Below are 20,706 nucleotides of genomic sequence, written 5' to 3'. Positions count from 1 at the left end.
CTTACTTATTTAGCTCTTGTAAGAACCTCTCTTCATTCCAAACCTCAACATTATGTTTCTCCGCTTGTGCTAATTTCGAACCTGCCGCTTCACCTGCGACAACTAAATCCGTACTTTTACTAACACTTCCTGTTACTTTTCCACCTAATGCCTCAATCTTCTTCTTCGCTTCACTACGTCCCATAACTTCTAATTTCCCAGTTAAAACGACAGTTTTCCCTGCAAAGTATGACTCAACATTTTGTAAATCAGCAATTTTTATACCTTTGTATGTCATATTCACGCCATACTCTTTAAATTGTTGTAATAGCTCTAATACGTCTTCATTATCAAAATACGCCACGACGGATTGAGCCATTTTTTCACCAATCTCGTTAATTGCTTTTAATTCTTCTTCCGTCGCTTTCACAAGTGCATCCATCGTTTCGAAATGCTCTGCAAATGTACGTGCTGCTTTCGCTCCGACATGGCGAATACCAAGACCGAATAATAATCGCTCTAATGAGTTTTCTTTAGAATTCTCAATTGCTTGTACTAAATTCGTTGCTGATTTTTCTCCGAATCGTTCTAACTGTAATAATTGCTCTTTCGTCAACGAATATAAATCCGCAAATGTACGAATATAATCAGCATCAAAGAGTTGTGTAATAACACGTTCTCCAAGACCATCAATATTCATTGCATTTCTTGAAACGAAATGGATTAACCCTTCTCGAATTTGAGCAGGACAAGTTGGATTTATACAACGAAGTGCTACCTCTTCTTCTAAACGAACTAGTTCACTCTCACATGCTGGGCAATGCGTTGGCATATGATATTCTTCTTCCTCACCAGTACGCTTATCAAAAATAACATTTACAACTTCAGGAATAATATCTCCAGCTTTCTTCACAACAACGTAGTCACCAATTCGAATATCTTTTTCACGAATTAAATCTTCGTTATGTAAAGAAGCACGACGAACGATCGTACCAGCCACTCGCACTGGCTCTAGCTCTGCAGTCGGTGTTACAACCCCTGTACGACCAACACTTAATTCAATGCCCGTTAATCTTGTTACAACTTCTTCCGCTGGGAATTTATAAGCAATCGCCCATCTTGGACTCTTTGCTGTAGTTCCTAGACTTTCTTGAAGAGCAACATCGTCTACTTTTATAACGATCCCATCAATCTCATAATCAAGATGCGGACGTTTTTCTTGCCATTCTTCTACATAAGCTATAACTTCTTCAATTGTTTCACATGTACGACGATTTGGATTTGTTTTGAATCCAAGTTCACCTAAGAAATCAAGCGATTCACTATGTGATGGAATTGTTTTTTCTTCTACATTCGCAAGACCATATACAAACATAGATAAGTTACGCTTCGCTGCAATTTTCGGATCAAGTTGGCGGATTGAACCTGCTGCCGCATTACGCGGATTCGCAAATACATCTTCACCATTTTGCTCTTTTTCTTCATTTAACTTAACGAATGAACGCTTCGGCATATAAGCTTCGCCTCGTGCTTCTAACGTTACTTCTTCATTTAAACGAAGCGGGATTGCTTTAATCGTTTTTAAATTTTGGGTAATATCTTCACCTGTTACACCATCACCACGTGTTGCCCCTTGAATGAAGCGTCCTTTTTCATAATGAAGTGAAACAGCAAGTCCGTCAATTTTTAATTCGCATATATATCTTACATTCGCATCATCAATTCCTTGACGTACTCGTCGGTCAAAATCACGTAAATCCCCTTCGTTAAATGCATTTCCTAAACTTAACATCGGTGACTTATGTGTTACTTTTTCAAATATATCAAGAACCGTTCCCCCAACGCGAACGGAGGGAGAATCTTCACTCATAAACTCGGGATTCTCTGCTTCTAATTTTATAAGCTCCTGCATATTACGGTCATACTCCGCATCAGAAACAGAAGGATTGTCTAATACGTGATATTGATAGTTAAATGTATTTAACAAATCACGTAGTTCTTCTATACGTTTTTTTGCTATCTCTTTTGACATATCCTCATTCCTTTCCTATTGTTTCGTCACAGGTGCAAATTTTGCTAACAAACGTTTAACACCAATTGGGCTTGGGAACGCAATATCTAATTCTTTTGCATCACCTTCACCTTTTACACTTACAACTGTACCGACTCCCCATTTTTGGTGGGAAGCTTTATCGCCTACTGCCCAGCCAATTTGTTCGCCGCCTGTCGTCTTAGCTGGAGGACGTGCGAAAGCTGAGCGAGAACGTGTTGTAGTTGTAGTTGTCGTTTTACTGCTACTTGCCACTCTTCCTTTTGCACCAAACGAAGTTTCACGCTTCGGTGCTGTTTCATTTAATGATTCTATTAGTTCTGTCGGGATTTCTGTAATAAATCGCGATGCGGCATTCATACTTGTTCTACCAAATAAAGTACGCATTTGTGCATTTGATAAATACAACTCTTCTTCCGCACGAGTAATCCCTACATAAGCAAGACGACGCTCTTCTTGCATTTCATCTTCTTCCATTAGAGAACGAGTATGTGGGAATATTCCTTCCTCTAAACCAACAATAAAGACAACTGGGAATTCTAACCCTTTCGCTGAGTGCATCGTCATTAAAATAACTTCCTCACCAGCAGTTGGGTCTTCATCTACACGATCAATATCTGCAACAAGTGCTAAGTCTGTTAAGAATGCAACAAGGCTCTTATCTTCGCTTTGAGATTCAAATGTTTGCGTAACAGATAAAAACTCATCTAAGTTCTCCAGACGACCTTCCGCTTCTAACGTACGCTCATTTTTCAACATATCGCGATAGCCTGTTTTTTCAATCACTTCTTCTACCAATTCTGTAACAGATAAATACTCTTGCATATTTACCCAATTGTGTAATAAACCTGCGAATTCTTTTACTGCCTTTGTAACCTTTGCACTTACTCCAACATGCTCAATCTCATCGAATACAGCAGTTAAAGAAATTCCATTTTGTACACCATAATTAATAATTTTGTCGATAGAAGTCGCACCAATTCCGCGCTTTGGCACGTTAATAATACGCGCAAAACTAATCTCATCATCTGGATTCCCAATTAAACGTAAATACGCCAAAATGTCTTTAATCTCTTTACGGTCGTAGAACTTCGTACCGCCGACAATTTTGTAAGGAATATTAGATTTCAGGAAAATCTCCTCGACCATACGAGACTGCGCATTTGTACGATATAGCACTGCAAAATCAGTATATTTTCGTTTTCCCATTTGAATATCGTCGCGAATTTTTTTCGCAACAAAGTACGCCTCGTCCTTTTCCGTTGCAGCACGATAGTACGAGATTTTGCTTCCAACTTCATTATCTGTCCATAACTTCTTCGGTTTACGATTCGTATTTCTTTCAATAACAGCATTCGCTGCATTTAAAATATTTTGTGACGAACGATAATTTTGTTCTAACAGAATAACTTGCGCGTTCTCATAGTCTTTTTCGAATGACAAAATGTTGGAAATGTCCGCACCACGCCAGCGATAAATTGACTGATCTGAGTCACCTACAACGCATAAATTTTTAAAACGTGCTGCCAAATGTTTAACAAGAAGGTACTGCGCTTTGTTCGTATCTTGATACTCATCCACGTGAATATACTGGAATTTACGCTGATAAAACTCTAGTACTTCTGGAACACGTTCAAATAGTTGAATCGTCGTCATAATTAAATCATCAAAGTCTAATGAGTTATTTTTCAGAAGACGTTTTTGATATTCTGTATATACATCGCTCGTTAATTTTTCATATGGATCAGCAATTGTAATTTTCTTTGCATACTTATCCGCAGATAACAATTCATTTTTCGCATTACTAATACCAGCCAAAATAGAGCGCGGCTCAAATTTCTTCGGATCAATATTGCGCTCTTTCATAATTTTTTTGACCACAGTTAACTGATCACCCGAATCTAAAATTGTAAAGTTACGATTAATACCAATGCGATCGATATCACGTCGTAAAATACGTACACACATAGAGTGGAACGTAGAAATCCAAATATCTTCGGCTTCTGGTCCGACAAGTGTATCAATACGCTCGCGCATTTCACGAGCGGCTTTATTTGTAAAGGTAATAGCTAGTACATTCCATGGTGCTACTCCTTTTTCACCAAGTAAATACGCAATACGATGTGTTAACACACGTGTTTTACCACTACCTGCGCCTGCCATTAATAGAAGTGGTCCGTTCGTTGTTTGTACTGCTTTTTGTTGCTGCGGATTTAAACCATTTAATAACCTATCTGTCATACTCATATACGCCTGCACCTACTCTCCTTTTACTGCTTTAACCGTTTTTAACGCTGCTTTTATATCATCATAAATAATATTTCCAACAACTACTGTATCAGCATGCTGCGCCATTTCCTTCGCTTGTTCAGCATTAGAAATACCACCGCCATAATATAACTTAGCTTGTTTCAATTCTGCTTTTACATTTTTAACAAGTTCAACATCTCCATACGTACCGCTATATTCTAAATAAAATATCGGTAAACGTAATAACTTGTCTGCTAAACGCGCGTATGCAATCACATCATCTTCTGTTACATCACACTTTGCATCTGTAAGCTGGGCTACCTTCGCTTCAGGATTTAAAACACAATACCCTTCCATGAAAATTTCGTCCCAATCCATAATATCCCCAAATTCTTTCAAAGCCTCATGATGAACGCCTGTCACCCATTCCACCTTTCGGCTATTTAAAACGCTTGGGATATAATAAAAATCGAATCCTGGTGTAATTGCTTCTACATCAGAAACCTCTAGCACACAAGGAACTGCATATCTACGAATGCTAACTAGCATGTGTAGTACATTATCAATTGTCACGCCATCACTTCCGCCTACAATAACAGCATCTGTTCCAGACTCACAAATCATTTCTAAATGTTCGTCACTTAACTCCTTATTCGGATCAAGCTTAAATACATGTTTCCACCCGGAAATATCGTACATGAAAACACCCTTTCTTTTCTCAAGTTGTATATATTTCTGTTCAAAATAACAGTTTATTTTTATTAGGATTTTTTACTTTATCTTAAATATTTGTTTAAAACGGAGAATTAAGTTTGGAATTTCCTCTTCCACATTTTTTAAACGAGAGGATTTAATTTTGAACTTCCTTTTATGCATTCTTTCATTATAACAAAAAAAGCGACTTACACACACGCACAATCCAACATCTTTTTCCACGTCAAATGTTGGATTACATATCCGAAAAATCAAACGGGATACTAATAAGAGAAATAGTATTATCTATTTCAACTTTCATAAAAAGGAGTGTTTTTCTAATGAAGCAAAATATCGGTACAATAAATGCCCTAATTCGAATTACACTCGGACTTGTCCTCTTCGGTTGTAGTGCAACGAAACTCGTACGCAAGCCTTGGTGCACTTGGTCTAACATTTTGCTATGGATTGGTGCAATGAAAGTTGCAGAGGGAATTGTTCGTTTCTGTCCTGTTGTTGAAATGTGGAAATTCGGAAAATACATGAACATGGGGGCATTTAAAATGCCTAGCATGGATTCTGCTAAAAAGGGACATACTAAAGAAGAAGTGAATCAAACTTCCAATCACGACAAACCACAGTCAAATGGAAGTTATGACGCTTCTGACAAAGAGATTGAGTCAGCGATTGAAGATATAATCCTGGCAAAACCGCTTTGAATCATTTGTCACGATGCAAGATGCTCTCAAAGAGACTTAGCTGCTGCAGTGGGCGGTTAAGTCTTCTTTATTTTATCACAAAACAGAACATACATTCTTATTCTAAGTGTTAAAATATACATAATCAATAAAATTCAGAAAACTAGGTGTAAACCCCTTGCTTAAAATGATATAAAAGTGATATCATTTTTATATCAGGAGGCGATCATATGAAAGAAAAACAAGTATTTTATGTTAATGGTTTTCTTGGGATTATTGGGATTTTGATTTTAGCCGCTATCGGTGTATTTTTCCTTGTACAAGAAATTTTTATAGGGGCAGCATTAACTATTATTTTAGCCGCAATTCTTGCTACAGGTATCGGGATTGTTCAACCAAACCAAGCAAAAGTCATTACGTTTTTCGGTAATTATTTAGGAACAATTCGTCAAAACGGTTTATTTTTAACGATTCCGTTCGCGTTCCGTCAAACTGTATCTTTACGTGTTGAAAACTTTAATAGTAAAAAATTAAAAGTAAATGATGTCGACGGCAACCCAATTGAAATTGCAGCTGTTATCGTATATAAAGTTGTTGATTCTGCAAAAGCAATGTTCGGCGTTGAACATTATGATCGATTTGTAGAAATTCAAAGTGAAACGGCAATCCGCCACGTTGCAACAAAATATCCTTATGACAATTTTCAAGATGAAACTTGCATTACGTTACGCGGAAACACTGAAGAAATCTCTGAAGAATTAAAACGTGAGTTAGAAGCACGCCTTGAAATTGCTGGCGTAGAAGTATTAGAAACTCGTTTAACACATTTAGCTTACGCAACAGAAATTGCCCATGCAATGCTACAACGTCAACAAGCAAAAGCAGTATTAGCTGCTAGAAAAGAGATTGTTGAAGGTGCTGTGAAGATGGCCAAAGATTCAATCCATATGTTAGATGAAGAAGGCGTACTAGAACTCGATGACGAGCGTAAAGCAAATATGGTGAACAACTTATTAGTTGCCATCGTTTCAGACAAAGGTGCGCAACCAGTTATTAATACAGGAAGCCTATACTAAAAGGTTGTAAATCCTTATGGCTAAAAAGAAAAGCTTTCCATTACGTATTGATCCTGAATTACACGCAGTCATCGAAAAATGGGCGAATGATGAGTTTCGTAGCGTCAATGCACACATCGAATATTTACTTCGAGAAATGGCAAAGCAAAAAGGGAAATTAAAAAAGGATAAAGATGCATAAAAAATCCCGCTGAGGAATCGGCGGGATTTTTCACATATTAATTTCTCGTCATCTCATGCCCAATTGCACGATATCCTATATCACTTCGGTAAAATAGACCATCACTCTCAATTTTACCGATTTCTTTATATACTTTATCTTTTGCTTCTTGTAAACTATTCGCCTTACAAGCAACAAATAGTACACGGCCACCGTTTGTCACAAAGTCACCATGTTTCATTGCTGTACCCGCATGGAAAACAATTACATCTTGCAATGCATCTAGCCCTTTAATAATTTCACCTTTTTTATATGCTTCCGGATATCCTTTGGAGGCAAGCACAACACCAATTACCGATTCCTCTGACCATTGTAACGTTAACTCACTTTCATCTAATACAGCGTTACATACATCCACTAAATCATTTTCTAAACGGGGTAATACAACTTCCGTTTCAGGATCGCCAAAACGTGCATTAAATTCAATTACCTTTGGACCATCATTTGTTAAAATAAGTCCCGCATATAAAATTCCTGTAAACGATCGATTTTCTTGGATCATCGCTTTAGCAGTTGGATGTAACACCGTTTCAATCGCCTCTTGAACTGCTGACTCCGAAATTTGTGGTACTGGGGAATATGCACCCATTCCGCCAGTATTTGGACCTTTATCACCATCAAAAGCTCGTTTATGATCTTGCGCAATTACCATCGGATGTACAGTTGTTCCATTCACAAATGCCATTAATGAAAATTCTTGTCCATCTAAAAACTCTTCAATAACAACTTTCTTACTCGCTTCCCCGAACTTTACATCTTGCAGCATTTCTTTCGCAGCTTGTAATGCCTCTTCAAGCGTCATCGCTACTGTTACACCTTTACCAGCAGCTAGACCATCCGCTTTAATAACAATTGGTGCACCAACTTTTTCAATGTACTGTACTGCTTCTTCATAATCTGTAAAAGTCTCGTACGCCGCAGTTGGAATATTATACTTTTTCATCAATTCTTTTGTAAAAGCTTTACTACCTTCAATAACAGCAGCTGCTTTATTCGGACCAAATACGCGAAGTCCCTCTTCTTTAAAACGATCAACAATTCCATTCATAAGTGGAATTTCTGGTCCAACGAAAGTTAACTCAACATGATTCTCTTTCGCAAATAAGATTAATGCATCAAAATCATTTTCATCAATATCAATTGGTGTTGCAACATCACGCATACCTTCATTACCTGGTGCTACATATACCTTTTCTACTTTTTCAGATTGTGCAAACTTCCAAGCTAAAGCATGCTCACGCCCACCGCGGCCAATTACTAAAACATTCATATTTCATCCCCCAATATTTAAATAAGTACAAACTAGAAGCTATGCTCCTAGTTTGTTTTTTCATATCAATCAAAGTTTAAAAAGGAAGGTTATCTTAACCGGACTTTTTAAACTTCCTCTATTAGTGTTTGAAATGACGTACGCCAGTGAACACCATAGCAATCCCATACGTATCCGCCACTTTAATAGAATCTTCATCACGGATTGATCCGCCTGGTTGAATGATTGCTGTAATTCCTGCTTTTGCTGCTTCTTCCACTGTATCTGGCATTGGGAAGAAAGCATCAGATGCAAGTGCGCTACCTTGTGCTTTTTCACCAGCTTGTGTAATTGCGATTTTTGCAGAACCTACACGATTCATCTGTCCAGCACCGACACCAATTGTCATATCATCTTTTGCTAAAACAATTGCATTTGATTTCACATGCTTTACAACTTTCCAAGCTAGTTTTAAATCTTTCCATTCTTGCTCTGAAGGTTCACGTTTCGTTGGAATTGAAATTGTACTTTCATCTAATGATAACGTATCTTCCTCTTGAACGAGAAGGCCACCTTGTACAGAAGTTAATTTTTTGCTTGCGCTTGTCGCTTTTTCAATATTTACAGTTAATAAACGTAAGTTTTTCTTACTTTGCAGTACTTCTAAAGCTTCTTTCGAGAAAGAAGGTGCGATAATAATCTCTAAGAAAATTTCGTGTAACTTTTCAGCTGTAGCTTTATCAATTTCACGATTCGCTGCAATAATGCCTCCAAAAATTGATACTGGATCCGCTTCATAAGCACGTGTGTATGCTTCATGAATATCCGTACCTACTCCAACACCACATGGATTCATATGTTTTACCGCTACTACTGCTGGTTCTGTAAATTCTTTCACGATACTAAGCGCTGCATCTGCATCGTTAATATTGTTATACGATAATTCTTTGCCATGTAATTGTTCTGCGTACGCAACAGAAGAAGTTACAGCGAATGGTGCTTTATAAAATGTTGCTTTTTGATGTGGATTTTCTCCATAGCGTAAATCTTGTTTTTTCTCAAATGTCACTGTTAATGTTTCTGGGCTTTCTTCTCCCATTTGCTCTGTTAAGTAGTTAGAGATTAACGCATCATATGCCGCTGTATGACGGAATACTTTCGCTGCTAATTTACGTTTCGTTTCTTCTTTTACTTCTCCGTTCTCTTTCAGTTCTGCTAATACGACATTATAATCTACTGGATCTACAATTACAGACACGAATTTATGATTTTTCGCAGCAGAGCGAATCATTGTTGGGCCACCGATATCAATATTTTCAATTGCATCAGCAAATGTTACATCAGGCTTAGCGATCGTTTCTTTGAATGGGTATAAGTTAACAATAACAAAATCAATTGGCTCCATACCTAACTCATTCATTTGCGCTACATGCGTTTCATTATCGCGAACTGCTAATAGACCACCATGAATATTTGGATGTAATGTTTTCACACGACCATCCATAATTTCTGGGAACCCAGTTACTTCAGAAATACCAATTACTTGTAAACCGTTTTTTTCTAGTAATTTTTTCGTACCACCTGTTGATATAACTTCGATCCCTTGTTCTAGTAAACCTTTAACAAATTCTACTACTCCTGTTTTATCTGAAACACTTACTAATGCACGCTTTTTCATTTATCCTTCACCCCTGGTTGTATGTTAATTAACAGTTGGTTCTTTCGTAGATTGAACAATTTGATTCACTGTATTTACGTATAATTTATGTTCAACTTGCTGAATTTTCTTTTGTAAGCTTTCTCTCGTATCACCTTCAGAAACAACTACTGCTTCTTGCGCAATAATTGGCCCTGTATCCATACCTGCATCTACATAATGAATCGTTACTCCAGTTACTTTCACACCCGCTTCTAACGCTTGGCCAACAGCATCCTTACCTGGAAAACTTGGTAATAATGATGGATGAATATTAATAATCCTTCCGCCGTAAGCTTCTAGTAAAGTCGGCCCGATTAAACGCATATATCCAGCTAAAATAACATAATCAATTTCATACTCTTCTAGCTTGTTTAATATTTCTTTTTCAAATGCTTCTTTTGACTCATATGCTTTCGCTGAAAAAGCAAAACACGGAATATGATGATAATTCGCTCGCCCAACAGCGCGTGCTTCTGGTTTATCACATACTAATAAACTAATTTCTGCATCCAATCTTTTTTCTTCTACCGCATTAACGAGAGATTGAAAGTTAGATCCGCTTCCAGAAGCAAAAACTGCTAATCTACTCATAGTGCTTTGCCCCCATTGAAGGTAACGCCAGCTCCTTGTACAGTACGTCCAATAATACGAGCTGTTTCCCCTTGCTCTTCAAGAAGACGGACGATATCTTTTGCATCTTCTTCCTTCACTGCTACTACCATACCAATACCCATGTTAAAAATATTGAACATTTCTTTCTCTTCTAGCTTTCCAACTTCTTGAAGTAAACTGAAGATCGGCTGAATTTTCCAAGATCCTAATTCAATTTCTGCACCGATTCCTTCTGGTAACATACGTGGAATATTTTCAATGAATCCGCCACCTGTAATATGCGCCATACCGTATACTTCATGATTCTTCAATAGTTCTAAAATAGGTTTGACATAAATTTTCGTTGGTTTTAATAATTCTTCACCAAGAGGTAGCTCTAAGCGTCCATAAATGCGGTCTAAAGATAGTTCTCCATCTTCTAGTAATACTTTTCGTACTAAAGAGTACCCATTACTATGAATACCGCTAGATGCTAAGCCAATTAATACGTGACCAGCTTCAATTTTTTCACCTGTTACAATTTTCTTTTTATCAACAATTCCAACTGTAAAACCAGCTAAATCGTATTCTTCCGTCGAATACATTCCTGGCATTTCAGCTGTTTCTCCACCAATTAAAGCACAACCTGCTTGGCGACAGCCCTCTGATATACCTTTGACGATGTTTTCAATTTTACTAGGTTCAGCTTTACCACAAGCAATATAATCAAGGAAGAAAAGCGGCTCTGCTCCTTGGACAACAATATCATTTACACACATTGCTACTGCATCAATACCAATTGTGTCATGTTTATCTGCCATAAAAGCGAGCATCAATTTCGTTCCCACGCCATCTGTTCCAGATACTAATACAGGTTCTTCTAATGCAAATTTTGATAGATCAAACATACCTCCAAAACCGCCTAAACCGCCTAGTACTTCTTTTCTCATAGTTGTTTGTACGTGTTTTTTCATGCGAGATACCGCTTCATATCCAGCTTCAATATCTACTCCTGCTTGCTTATATGCATTCGCCATCGTTATTTACACCTCGTCTTTTAATTTCTCCCCATCCAGGGCGGGCTATTTATAAAAAAGAAGCTAGCTTCTACATCAAAAGAAGTAGAAGCTTTTTTCATTTTTCTTATTTCATACTTTCTAAAAGCTCTTGCTCATAATCATAAAGAGCTGTTGGATAGTCCCCATTAAAGTAAGCCATACATAGGCCGCCATATTTCCCTTCATATGGACGTCCAATTGCATCTACTAATCCATCTTCACTTAAAAATGTTAATGAGTCTGCACCGATCATTTCACGAATTTCTTCTACCGTATGATTTGCTGCAATTAATTCTTTTCTCGTTTGAATATCAATACCATAGAAGCATGGATATTTCAGAGGTGGTGAAGCAATTCTTACGTGAACTTCTGTCGCTCCAGCCTCGCGAAGCATGCGAACAATTCGTTTACTTGTTGTTCCTCTTACGATAGAATCGTCAATCATAACAACTCGTTTTCCTTCAACTACCCCTCTTACTGCTGAAAGCTTCATCTTAACCCCTTGCTCGCGCAGTTCTTGAGAAGGTTGAATAAATGTACGTCCAACGTAACGATTTTTAATTAATCCTAACTCATATGGAATACCTGTCGCCTCCGCATAACCAATTGCTGCCGAAATACTAGAGTCTGGCACACCAGTAACAACATCAGCTTCAATAGGAGCTTCTGCCGCCAAACGTTTTCCCATGTTTTTACGTGCTGCATGGACGTTAATACCAGCAATATTAGAATCTGGTCGTGCAAAGTAAATGTATTCCATACTACAAATTGCATGATCTACTTCATTTGTAAAACGATCTACGTGAATTCCTTCATCATTGATGATAAGTAATTCACCCGGTTCTACATCACGAATGTATGTTGCACCTACTACATCGAAAGCACATGTTTCTGATGCTACAACGTAAGCATCACCCATCTTTCCAATTGAAAGAGGACGGAAACCATTCGGATCTAACGCAACGATCATTTCATTTCCAGTTAGTAAAAGATACGCAAACGCACCTTTCACTTTATTTAAAGCCTCTTTTACACTTTCAATTAACGAATCTTTCGTACTACGTTTAATAAGATGTAAAAGTACTTCTGTATCTGAACTTGTTTGAAAAATACTTCCCTCTGCCTCTAATTCGCGGCGAAGCATTTTTGCATTAATTAAATTCCCGTTATGAGCTAATGCCATACTATGATCAGAAAAACGGAATAGTAATGGTTGAACGTTAGCCACTTCACTTCCACCAGCCGTCGCGTATCGTACATGCCCGATTGCTGATTTTCCATTCAATCCTTCTAGCTCACCTCTTGAAAACACTTCCGATATTAAACCTAACCCCTTGTGACCGACGATTTTTTCCCCATTATTTACGACAATGCCTGCGCCTTCTTGCCCACGGTGCTGTAAACTGTGCAATCCGTAGTATGAAACTTGTGCCGCATTTTCATGCCCCCAAATTCCGAAAACGCCACATTCTTCGTTTAACCCCTTTATTTCAGCAAGCATGGGATTGCCCCTTTCCAAGCCTTTCTCATTTCATCTACATTTGCTGTAAGTAATACTTCATTTTCTTCATTATGAATTGTTACTTCATTTGTATTTGTTACTTCACCAACTTGAATTGCTTCTACCGCTTTCTCGAACGCTTCTTTATTTTCACGTTTTACCGTTATTACGAAGCGAGATTGTGATTCCGCAAATAATGCAGCTGTTGCTTCCCCGTTTAATTTCACAGTAGCACCTAAGCCGTTAGCACCAATTGCACTTTCTGAAATCGCAACCGCTAAACCACCTTCAGCAACGTCATGTGCAGATTGAACAAGGCCAGCTTGAATTGCTGCTAATACTTGTTTTTGGCGTTTTAATTCTACGTCTAAATCGATACTTGGTGATTGGCCGAAAATTTTTCCGTGAAGCATTTTCTGTAATTCACTTCCACCAAACTCAGCTTTCGTCTCTCCAATGACATAAACTAAATCGCCGGCTTGCTTAAACTCTTGTGTTGTTACATGTTTTAAATCATGTACAAGTCCAACCATCCCAACTGTCGGTGTTGGGTATACCGCTTCACCACTACGCTCGTTATACATTGATACGTTTCCGCCGATAACTGGTGTTTGTAACGTACGACAAGCTTCACTCATACCATCTACTGATTTCTCAATTTGCCAGAAGATTTCTGGTTTTTCTGGATTACCGAAGTTTAAGCAATCTGTAATTGCAAGTGGCTCTCCGCCAGAACATACGATATTACGTGCTGCCTCTGCTACTGCAATTTTACCGCCCACTTCTGGATCTAAATAAATGTAGCGAGAGTTACAATCTGTCGTCATTGCTAATCCTTTTTCTGTACCGCGTACACGTACAACTGCTGCATCTGAACCTGGTGTAACAACTGTGCTTGTGCGAACTTGATAATCATATTGATCATAAACCCACTCTTTACTTGCAATCGTCGGTTGTTGTAATAGAGCGAATAACGTTTCTTTATAATTTTCTACTTTTGGTGTTTCCATTTTCATCTGCTGGAATTCAGCAAAATATGCTGCTTCTTTTGATGGTTTATGATAAATTGGTGCTTCTTCTGCAAGAGCATCTGCTGGCACTTCAGCTACCATTTCACCTTTATGGAATAAACGAAGCATTTTGTCTTCCGTTACTTTCCCCATCGTAACGGCTGCAAGACCATACTTCTCAAATAAATCTACTATTTCTTGCTCTCTACCTTTTTTCACAACAATTAACATACGCTCTTGTGATTCAGATAGCATCATTTCATATGGTGTCATTCCTGTTTCTCGCTGCGGTACATCATCTAAGTACATTTCAATACCCATTCCTGCTTTACTTGCCATTTCTGCAGAAGATGATGTTAAACCAGCTGCACCCATATCTTGAATTCCAACAAGTGCATCCGATTGAATAAGTTCTAGGCAAGCTTCAATAAGAAGTTTCTCCATAAATGGATCTCCTACTTGAACTGCTGGACGCTTCGCTTCTGAGCTTTCAGATAACTCTTCAGATGCGAATGTTGCACCGTGGATACCATCACGACCAGTTGATGCGCCTACGTACATTACTGTATTTCCAGCACCGTGCGCTTGCCCTTTTTTAATATCTTCGTGGTTAATTAAGCCTACGCACATTGCATTTACAAGTGGATTTCCTTCATAACATGGATCAAACTGTACTTCGCCGCCAACAGTCGGAATACCGATACAGTTACCGTATCCCGCAATTCCTGCTACTACTTCTTCGAATAAGTATTTCACACGTGGTGATTGTAATTCCCCAAAGCGAAGTGAGTTTAATAGAGCTACTGGACGTGCCCCCATAGAGAATACGTCACGAATAATACCACCAACGCCTGTTGCTGCTCCTTGATATGGTTCAATAGCAGAAGGGTGGTTATGACTTTCCATTTTAAATACAACCGCTTGATTATCACCGATGTCTACAATTCCAGCACCTTCCCCAGGTCCTTGCAGAACACGCTCACCTGTTGTTGGGAATTTTCGAAGCACTGGTTTTGAATTTTTATAACTACAATGTTCAGACCACATAACAGAGAATAATCCTGTTTCTGTATAATTTGGCAGACGGCCTAAAATCTTTTCAACCATGGCAAACTCTTCGTCTGTTAGCCCCATTTCCGCATATATGCGCTCTTCTTTAATTTGTGTTGGATTTGGTTCAAGCATTAACGACATATGTTTCCCTCCACTGTTTTAAGATAGATTGAAAGACTTTTAACCCTTCAGCACCGCCAAGTAATTCATCTACAGCACGCTCTGGGTGTGGCATCATACCAAGTACATTTCCTTTTTCGTTTACAATACCAGCAATATCTGAAACGCTTCCGTTTGGATTTTCTACATAACGGAATGCGATCTGATTGTTCTCTTCTAATTGTTTAAGAGTCTCTTCATCACAATAGTAATTCCCCTCACCATGTGCAATTGGAATATTGATTACTTCATCTTTTTCATATTGTGATGTAAACATCGTTTCATTATTTTCAACACGCAACTGAACAGTGCGGCACATAAATTTTAAGTTTTCGTTTCTCATTAATGCTCCTGGTAATAATCCTGATTCAACAAGAATCTGGAATCCATTACATACACCTAAAATTGGCTTTCCTTGCTCAGCAGCTTTCTGTACTGCCTTCATTGCATTCGCAAAGCGAGAAATAGCACCGCAGCGTAAATAGTCACCGTAAGAGAATCCACCTGGTAGTAAAATTGCATCATATTCATCTAAATTCTCTGTATCGTGCCAAACGTAATCTACTTCTTCGCCAAGCTCATCTTTAATTGCATGGAACATATCGACATCACAGTTCGAACCTGGAAATACTATTACGGCAAATTTCACTGTGCGACAACCTCCTCAACTTCATAACGGAAGTCTTCCATTACAACGTTCGCTAATAGTTTTTCACACATTTCCTTTACCTTGCTATCTAAGTCAGATACTGATTTATCAATTGTTAATTCCATGTACTTTCCAATTCGAACATCTTGTACTTCTGTGAATGAAAGACTATGAAGTGCTCCTTTTACTGCTGTTCCTTGTGGATCTAATACGCTTTCTCTTAATGTTACATATACCTTAACTTTATACATGTGAAATTCCCCCTAAACGTTTTAAAATCTCTTCATAAGCATCTGTTAAATTTCCAAGATCACGACGGAATACGTCTTTATCAAACTTTTCATTGCTCGTTTCATCCCATAAACGGCAAGTATCTGGTGAAATTTCATCTGCTAATATGATTTCTCCTTCATCCGTTACACCAAACTCTAATTTGAAATCTACTAATCTTACACGACAGCTTGCGAAATGATCAATCAACACTTGATTGATTTGTAGAGCCATATCTCGTAATACGCTTACTTGCTCTGGCGACGCAACGTTTAATACACGAATATGATCTTCTGTTACAAGCGGATCTCCTAAATCATCATCTTTGAAGTAAAATTCTACGATTGGTTCTGCAAGTACAGTTCCCTCTTCCATTCCTAATCGTTTTGAAAGACTTCCTGCAATTACATTTCTTGTGACAACTTCTAAAGGAATAATACTCACTTTTTTAACAAGTTGCTCTGTCTCAGATAACTTCTCAACAAAATGTGTTTTAATTCCTATTTCTTGTAACTTTCTGAACAATAAAGTTGTAATCTCATTGTTCAAACGACCTTTTCCTGTAATCGTCTCTTTTTTCTCCCCATTGAAAGCAGTCGCACTATCTTTGTACTCTACCCAAACCATATCTGCTGATTCTGTACGATAAATTCTTTTTGCCTTACCTTCATACAGCAATTCTAGCTTTTGCATTTCGCAAGCCCCCTGTAGTTTGAAAAATGTGAATAATGTTTTTATAAAGAATGGCACAGAATGACTCTATTCTGTGCCATATGAAATTTTATGCTTCGTTTAATCCTAGGCGTTCAAAGATTGTATCAACGTGTTGCATATGATGCTCATAGTTAAAGCATTCATTAATTTCTTCTTGTGTTAACTTGCTCGTAATACGCTCATCAGCTTCTACAAGCTCTTTAAATTGTACTTGTGTTTCCCAAGCTTCCATCGCTTTAGGTTGTACGATATCGTAAGCTTCTTCACGCACCATACCTTTATCGATTAATGTAAGCATTACGCGCTGAGAATAAATTAAGCCGTATGTTCTTGTCATATTGCGTTTCATATTCTCTGGGTATACAGTTAAGTTTTTAACGATATTACCAAAGCGATTTAGCATGTAATTTAACGCGATTGTAGCATCTGGTAAAATTACGCGTTCTGCTGAAGAGTGAGAAATATCACGCTCATGCCATAATGGAACATTCTCATAAGCTGTCATCATATAACCGCGGATAACACGAGCTAAACCAGTCATATTTTCAGATCCAATTGGATTACGCTTATGTGGCATTGCAGAAGAACCTTTTTGACCTTTTGCGAAAGCTTCTTCAACTTCACGTGTTTCACTCTTTTGTAAACCACGAATCTCAACTGCCATCTTTTCGATAGATGTTGCGATTAATGCAAGTGTTGACATGTAATGAGCATGGCGATCACGTTGCAATGTTTGTGTTGAAATTGGTGCTGCTTCTAATCCTAAATTTTCACAAACATATTTTTCTACGAATGGATCAATATTTGCATATGTACCAACCGCACCAGATAGTTTACCAACACGAACTGTATTAGCAGCTTGTTTGAAACGCTCTACGTTACGTTTCATTTCTTCATACCAAAGACCAAGTTTTAGACCAAATGTTGTTGGTTCTGCATGGACACCGTGTGTTCTTCCCATCATAATCGTGTATTTATGCTCTTTCGCTTTGTTAGCTAAAATGCTTACGAAGTTTTCTAAGTCTTTTAATATGATTTCATTCGCTTGTTTTAAGATGTAAGATAACGCTGTATCCACTACGTCTGTAGATGTTAAACCGTAATGAACCCATTTACGTTCCTCACCTAATGCTGGTGTTTCTGATACAGCACGAGTGAATGCAACTACGTCATGACGTGTCTCTTTTTCAATTTCATAAATACGATCAATATCAAATGATGCATGCTCACGAATTTTCTTAACATCTTCTTTAGGAATATCGCCAAGCTCAGCCCATGCTTCACAAGCTAAAATCTCAACTTCTAACCACGCTTTAAATTTGTTCTCTTCCGTCCAAATCGCACCCATTTCTGGGCGTGTATAACGACTAATCATCTTTTTCCCTCCAACAGTTGTTCTTGATGGTCCCAAATATGCAAACTCTTTGCTTTTTCTAGAGCGACTTCAATATTATCATTTAAAATATTAACATGCCCCATTTTTCGCTGCGCTTTTGCTTCTTCTTTTCCATACAAGTGTAAATAGCACCCGGTTAATCTATTCACTTGTCTTAGGACCCCTTCTATATGTTCGCCTAAAATGTTTACCATGACAACTGGTTTTAACAAATTTGTTTCTCCAAGAGGTAAATTACAGATTGCTCGAATATGTTGACCGAATTGACTCGTTTCACATGCATCCTGTGTATAGTGTCCTGAATTGTGAGGTCTTGGTGCTAGTTCATTAATATAAATCTCACCATCAGCTGTAGCAAACATCTCTACCGCTAGTGTTCCCACAAGTTCTAGTTCATCCGCTAGCACTTTTGCATAAGCAATTGCTTTTTGAGAAAGTTCTTCTGTAATGCGAGCTGGAACGATGGATTCATGCAAAATGTTATTTACATGAATATTTTCCGCTACCGGAAATACTTTCGTTTCACCACTTACACTACGAATTACGATAACTGATACTTCTTTTTCAAAAGGCACCCATTTCTCTAAAATACACTCTGCTGCATTCGCAAGCTTTCGCGCTTCATCAACGTCAGCTTCACTTCTTAAAACAACTTGCCCTTTCCCATCATATCCACCTGTCGTTGTTTTTAAGACGGAAGGATATGATAACTCGGCGATTGCTTCAGTAAGCTGCTCTTGATTTTGAACCAATCTATACGTTGCTACTGGTAATCCCGCTTTTTCTATTGCATTTTTTTCTGTAAAACGATTTTGCGTTTTACTTAACAACTGACTGCCTTGCGGTAAGTAAGCATGTTTTTCAAGCCATTGTAAACATCTATAATCAATATTCTCAAATTCATATGTGACAACATCACTGATCTCTGCTAAATGCTGAATTGCTTTTAAATCGTCATATGATGCAACAATTTCAATATCAGCAACTTGTGCACATGGTGAATGTTTTGTAGGATCTAAAACAGCAATTTTATATCCCATTTCCTTAGCTACCAATGCCATCATTCTTCCTAGCTGGCCGCCTCCAATAATACCGATTGTTTTTCCAGGTAAAATGATTCTCGTCATACTAGCTCACTACCTTCGCGCACATCTTTTTCAATTGCTTCTCTTCTCAATTCTAATGCATCATGTATGTCATCATGGAATGATCCAAGTATTTGTGCAGCAAGTAAACCAGCATTTGTTGAACCAGCCTTACCAATTGCAACAGTTGCAACTGGAACCCCTCCTGGCATTTGGACGATGGATAATAATGAATCTAAGCCGTTTAACGCTTTTGATTGAACTGGAACTCCGATTACAGGAAGATTCGTCTTCGCTGCAACCATTCCTGGTAAATGCGCTGCTCCACCAGCTCCAGCAATAATAACTTTCAATCCACGTTCACGAGCCGTCTCTGCATATTCAAACATATAATCCGGAGTCCGATGAGCGGATACAACCTTTTTCTCATACGGTATATTTAATTCATCTAAAATGTCACAAGCATATTTCATTGTTTCCCAGTCTGACGTGCTTCCCATTATGACTCCAACTAGTGATTTCATATTAGAATCCCCCCGATTCAAATAAAAAAAGCCTGAAATAGAACAGTTTCTCTTTTACTATGAGAGAAAGCGCTCTACTCAGGCATACGTATCCCTTGTGAATAGAAAAATACCGAGTGACTTTCCCTCATAGTCTAACGAATAACGGTCGTTAGGTAGAGACTTGCAGGCCATATCCCCGCGATTATATGAGGTCTTATATATTATTCTTTCTATGGCTATATTAACAATATTTCATAAACAATGTCAACAAATAATCGAATGTTTTTTTATTACTAATCAATAACGTTCGTGTTTTAGTTATATTCAAAAGAATAATTGTAACTATATGCAAGAAGGATAAGAAATTAGAATATATATTTCTAGAGATCTATCATACACAAACCGGTTTGTGTACTAATTAATATAAAGCATATCGTTTATATTCCTTTGTATCGCAACGATTATTATAATAATTAAATACTTGTTTATATTATCCCGCTTTTTCACTCTCATTATTTAAAATATATACTTGTAGTAGAAATAACAGTTCCTGTTATAAGGATTGTTTGGGAGCACTTAGAAAACTTAAAAAGCAAAAAATCATTACTATTACTCTCAATACCCTCATTTTCATTCTTTTTCCTCATTAAGATTTGGTATATAAAAATAAACACAAAAAAACCTAAGTCGAATCGACTTAGGTTTTTGCTTGGCGACGTCCTACTCTCACAGGGACAAGGTCCCAACTACCATCGGCGCTAGAGAGCTTAACTTCCGTGTTCGGTATGGGAACGGGTGTG

Annotated in this window: 18 protein-coding genes, 1 rRNA gene and 1 riboswitch; of the genes, 3 read left to right on the top strand and 16 right to left on the bottom strand. The window is 37.9% G+C overall.

All coding sequences use genetic code 11. The annotated features are described in order from the left end of the window. Window position 1: 1 nt before the first annotated feature. From ligA to pcrB, 3 genes are read right to left on the bottom strand one after another with little or no spacing between them, the layout of a single operon-like run. A complete protein-coding gene (ligA, locus tag ACVWY7_RS16975; protein WP_000031442.1) occupies window positions 2–2,011 on the bottom strand; it encodes an NAD-dependent DNA ligase LigA in 2,010 nt (669 codons plus the stop codon). A 15-nt stretch (window positions 2,012–2,026) separates the two neighbouring features. Continuing rightward, window positions 2,027–4,276, bottom strand: a complete 2,250-nt coding sequence (gene pcrA / locus ACVWY7_RS16970) for a DNA helicase PcrA (protein WP_142395532.1) — start codon at window positions 4,274–4,276, stop codon at window positions 2,027–2,029. Between the two features lie 12 nt (window positions 4,277–4,288). Further along, window positions 4,289–4,978, bottom strand: a complete 690-nt coding sequence (gene pcrB, locus ACVWY7_RS16965) for a heptaprenylglyceryl phosphate synthase (RefSeq protein ID WP_000272089.1) — start codon at window positions 4,976–4,978, stop codon at window positions 4,289–4,291. Between the two features lie 335 nt (window positions 4,979–5,313). Here pcrB and ACVWY7_RS16960 point away from each other — a divergent pair, with 335 nt between their 5' ends. From ACVWY7_RS16960 to ACVWY7_RS16950, 3 genes are all read left to right on the top strand, one after another. After that, the gene (locus ACVWY7_RS16960) at window positions 5,314–5,691 is read left to right on the top strand and encodes a YgaP family membrane protein (protein ID WP_001990526.1); all 378 of its coding nucleotides are present in this window, start codon (window positions 5,314–5,316) and stop codon (window positions 5,689–5,691) included. A gap of 209 nt (window positions 5,692–5,900) precedes the next feature. Beyond that, window positions 5,901–6,746, top strand: coding sequence for an SPFH domain-containing protein (locus tag ACVWY7_RS16955; RefSeq protein ID WP_000660680.1), 846 nt, complete (start codon window positions 5,901–5,903; stop codon window positions 6,744–6,746). A gap of 16 nt (window positions 6,747–6,762) precedes the next feature. Then, window positions 6,763–6,927, top strand: coding sequence for a toxin-antitoxin system HicB family antitoxin (locus ACVWY7_RS16950; protein ID WP_001085171.1), 165 nt, complete (start codon window positions 6,763–6,765; stop codon window positions 6,925–6,927). A 37-nt stretch (window positions 6,928–6,964) separates the two neighbouring features. Here the strand turns inward: ACVWY7_RS16950 and purD are convergent, their stop codons facing one another. The 13 genes from purD to rrf all read right to left on the bottom strand — a co-directional run. Continuing rightward, window positions 6,965–8,236 carry a phosphoribosylamine--glycine ligase gene (gene purD, locus ACVWY7_RS16945; protein ID WP_001994857.1) on the bottom strand — a complete coding sequence of 424 codons (1,272 nt, stop codon included), beginning with the start codon at window positions 8,234–8,236 and terminating at the stop codon, window positions 6,965–6,967. A 121-nt stretch (window positions 8,237–8,357) separates the two neighbouring features. Beyond that, window positions 8,358–9,893 (bottom strand): bifunctional phosphoribosylaminoimidazolecarboxamide formyltransferase/IMP cyclohydrolase, encoded by a 1,536-nt coding sequence (gene purH / locus ACVWY7_RS16940; RefSeq protein ID WP_456523867.1) that lies wholly within the window; start codon window positions 9,891–9,893, stop codon window positions 8,358–8,360. 24 nt (window positions 9,894–9,917) lie between these two features. After that, entirely contained in the window at window positions 9,918–10,505 is a 588-nt protein-coding gene (gene purN / locus ACVWY7_RS16935) for a phosphoribosylglycinamide formyltransferase (RefSeq protein ID WP_000088592.1), read from the bottom strand. Next, a complete protein-coding gene (gene purM, locus ACVWY7_RS16930) occupies window positions 10,502–11,542 on the bottom strand; it encodes a phosphoribosylformylglycinamidine cyclo-ligase (RefSeq protein WP_001262436.1) in 1,041 nt (346 codons plus the stop codon). Before purM ends, purN begins: the two co-directional genes overlap by 4 nt. 106 nt (window positions 11,543–11,648) lie before the next feature. After that, entirely contained in the window at window positions 11,649–13,064 is a 1,416-nt protein-coding gene (gene purF, locus ACVWY7_RS16925) for an amidophosphoribosyltransferase (protein ID WP_000879029.1), read from the bottom strand. Next, window positions 13,049–15,268 (bottom strand): phosphoribosylformylglycinamidine synthase II, encoded by a 2,220-nt coding sequence (purL, locus tag ACVWY7_RS16920; RefSeq protein ID WP_456523866.1) that lies wholly within the window; start codon window positions 15,266–15,268, stop codon window positions 13,049–13,051. Before purL ends, purF begins: the two co-directional genes overlap by 16 nt. After that, window positions 15,252–15,935 carry a phosphoribosylformylglycinamidine synthase subunit PurQ gene (gene purQ / locus ACVWY7_RS16915; RefSeq protein WP_000666779.1) on the bottom strand — a complete coding sequence of 228 codons (684 nt, stop codon included), beginning with the start codon at window positions 15,933–15,935 and terminating at the stop codon, window positions 15,252–15,254. Before purQ ends, purL begins: the two co-directional genes overlap by 17 nt. Then, window positions 15,932–16,186 carry a phosphoribosylformylglycinamidine synthase subunit PurS gene (purS, locus tag ACVWY7_RS16910; protein WP_000278823.1) on the bottom strand — a complete coding sequence of 85 codons (255 nt, stop codon included), beginning with the start codon at window positions 16,184–16,186 and terminating at the stop codon, window positions 15,932–15,934. Before purS ends, purQ begins: the two co-directional genes overlap by 4 nt. Then, window positions 16,179–16,898: a phosphoribosylaminoimidazolesuccinocarboxamide synthase gene (gene purC, locus ACVWY7_RS16905; RefSeq protein WP_105989357.1), complete on the bottom strand. Its 720-nt coding sequence runs from the start codon at window positions 16,896–16,898 to the stop codon at window positions 16,179–16,181. The genes purS and purC overlap by 8 nt, the downstream gene beginning before the upstream one ends. A gap of 88 nt (window positions 16,899–16,986) precedes the next feature. Next, window positions 16,987–18,294, bottom strand: a complete 1,308-nt coding sequence (gene purB, locus ACVWY7_RS16900) for an adenylosuccinate lyase (RefSeq protein ID WP_000625683.1) — start codon at window positions 18,292–18,294, stop codon at window positions 16,987–16,989. Further along, on the bottom strand, window positions 18,291–19,442 hold the full coding sequence (purK, locus tag ACVWY7_RS16895) for a 5-(carboxyamino)imidazole ribonucleotide synthase (RefSeq protein ID WP_000196810.1): 1,152 nt from the start codon (window positions 19,440–19,442) through the stop codon (window positions 18,291–18,293). The genes purB and purK overlap by 4 nt, the downstream gene beginning before the upstream one ends. Then, window positions 19,439–19,924, bottom strand: coding sequence for a 5-(carboxyamino)imidazole ribonucleotide mutase (gene purE, locus ACVWY7_RS16890; RefSeq protein ID WP_000839367.1), 486 nt, complete (start codon window positions 19,922–19,924; stop codon window positions 19,439–19,441). The genes purK and purE overlap by 4 nt, the downstream gene beginning before the upstream one ends. Before the next feature lie 110 nt (window positions 19,925–20,034). Then, window positions 20,035–20,136: riboswitch (purine riboswitch) on the bottom strand. Window positions 20,137–20,613: 477 nt separating this feature from the next. Further along, window positions 20,614–20,706: ribosomal RNA gene (gene rrf / locus ACVWY7_RS16885) — 5S ribosomal RNA — on the bottom strand; the annotation flags it as partial.

The organism is Bacillus sp. TE9106W (assembly GCF_054062215.1).
The sequence above is the reverse complement of the archived record's forward strand: the minus strand, read 5'-3'. Positions and strand labels throughout refer to the sequence as shown.

Excerpts from the sequence above, each read along its gene's own strand:
- ligA (WP_000031442.1), bottom strand. The coding sequence starts at position 2,011 with ATGTCAAAAGAGATAGCAAAAAAACGTATAGAAGAACTACGTGATTTG.
- pcrA (WP_142395532.1), bottom strand. The coding sequence starts at position 4,276 with ATGAGTATGACAGATAGGTTATTAAATGGTTTAAATCCGCAGCAACAA.
- pcrB (WP_000272089.1), bottom strand. The coding sequence starts at position 4,978 with ATGTACGATATTTCCGGGTGGAAACATGTATTTAAGCTTGATCCGAAT.
- ACVWY7_RS16960 (WP_001990526.1), top strand. The coding sequence starts at position 5,314 with ATGAAGCAAAATATCGGTACAATAAATGCCCTAATTCGAATTACACTC.
- ACVWY7_RS16955 (WP_000660680.1), top strand. The coding sequence starts at position 5,901 with ATGAAAGAAAAACAAGTATTTTATGTTAATGGTTTTCTTGGGATTATT.
- ACVWY7_RS16950 (WP_001085171.1), top strand. The coding sequence starts at position 6,763 with ATGGCTAAAAAGAAAAGCTTTCCATTACGTATTGATCCTGAATTACAC.
- purD (WP_001994857.1), bottom strand. The coding sequence starts at position 8,236 with ATGAATGTTTTAGTAATTGGCCGCGGTGGGCGTGAGCATGCTTTAGCT.
- purH (WP_456523867.1), bottom strand. The coding sequence starts at position 9,893 with ATGAAAAAGCGTGCATTAGTAAGTGTTTCAGATAAAACAGGAGTAGTA.
- purN (WP_000088592.1), bottom strand. The coding sequence starts at position 10,505 with ATGAGTAGATTAGCAGTTTTTGCTTCTGGAAGCGGATCTAACTTTCAA.
- purM (WP_001262436.1), bottom strand. The coding sequence starts at position 11,542 with ATGGCGAATGCATATAAGCAAGCAGGAGTAGATATTGAAGCTGGATAT.
- purF (WP_000879029.1), bottom strand. The coding sequence starts at position 13,064 with ATGCTTGCTGAAATAAAGGGGTTAAACGAAGAATGTGGCGTTTTCGGA.
- purL (WP_456523866.1), bottom strand. The coding sequence starts at position 15,268 with ATGTCGTTAATGCTTGAACCAAATCCAACACAAATTAAAGAAGAGCGC.
- purS (WP_000278823.1), bottom strand. The coding sequence starts at position 16,186 with ATGTATAAAGTTAAGGTATATGTAACATTAAGAGAAAGCGTATTAGAT.
- purC (WP_105989357.1), bottom strand. The coding sequence starts at position 16,898 with ATGCAAAAGCTAGAATTGCTGTATGAAGGTAAGGCAAAAAGAATTTAT.
- purB (WP_000625683.1), bottom strand. The coding sequence starts at position 18,294 with ATGATTAGTCGTTATACACGCCCAGAAATGGGTGCGATTTGGACGGAA.
- purK (WP_000196810.1), bottom strand. The coding sequence starts at position 19,442 with ATGACGAGAATCATTTTACCTGGAAAAACAATCGGTATTATTGGAGGC.
- purE (WP_000839367.1), bottom strand. The coding sequence starts at position 19,924 with ATGAAATCACTAGTTGGAGTCATAATGGGAAGCACGTCAGACTGGGAA.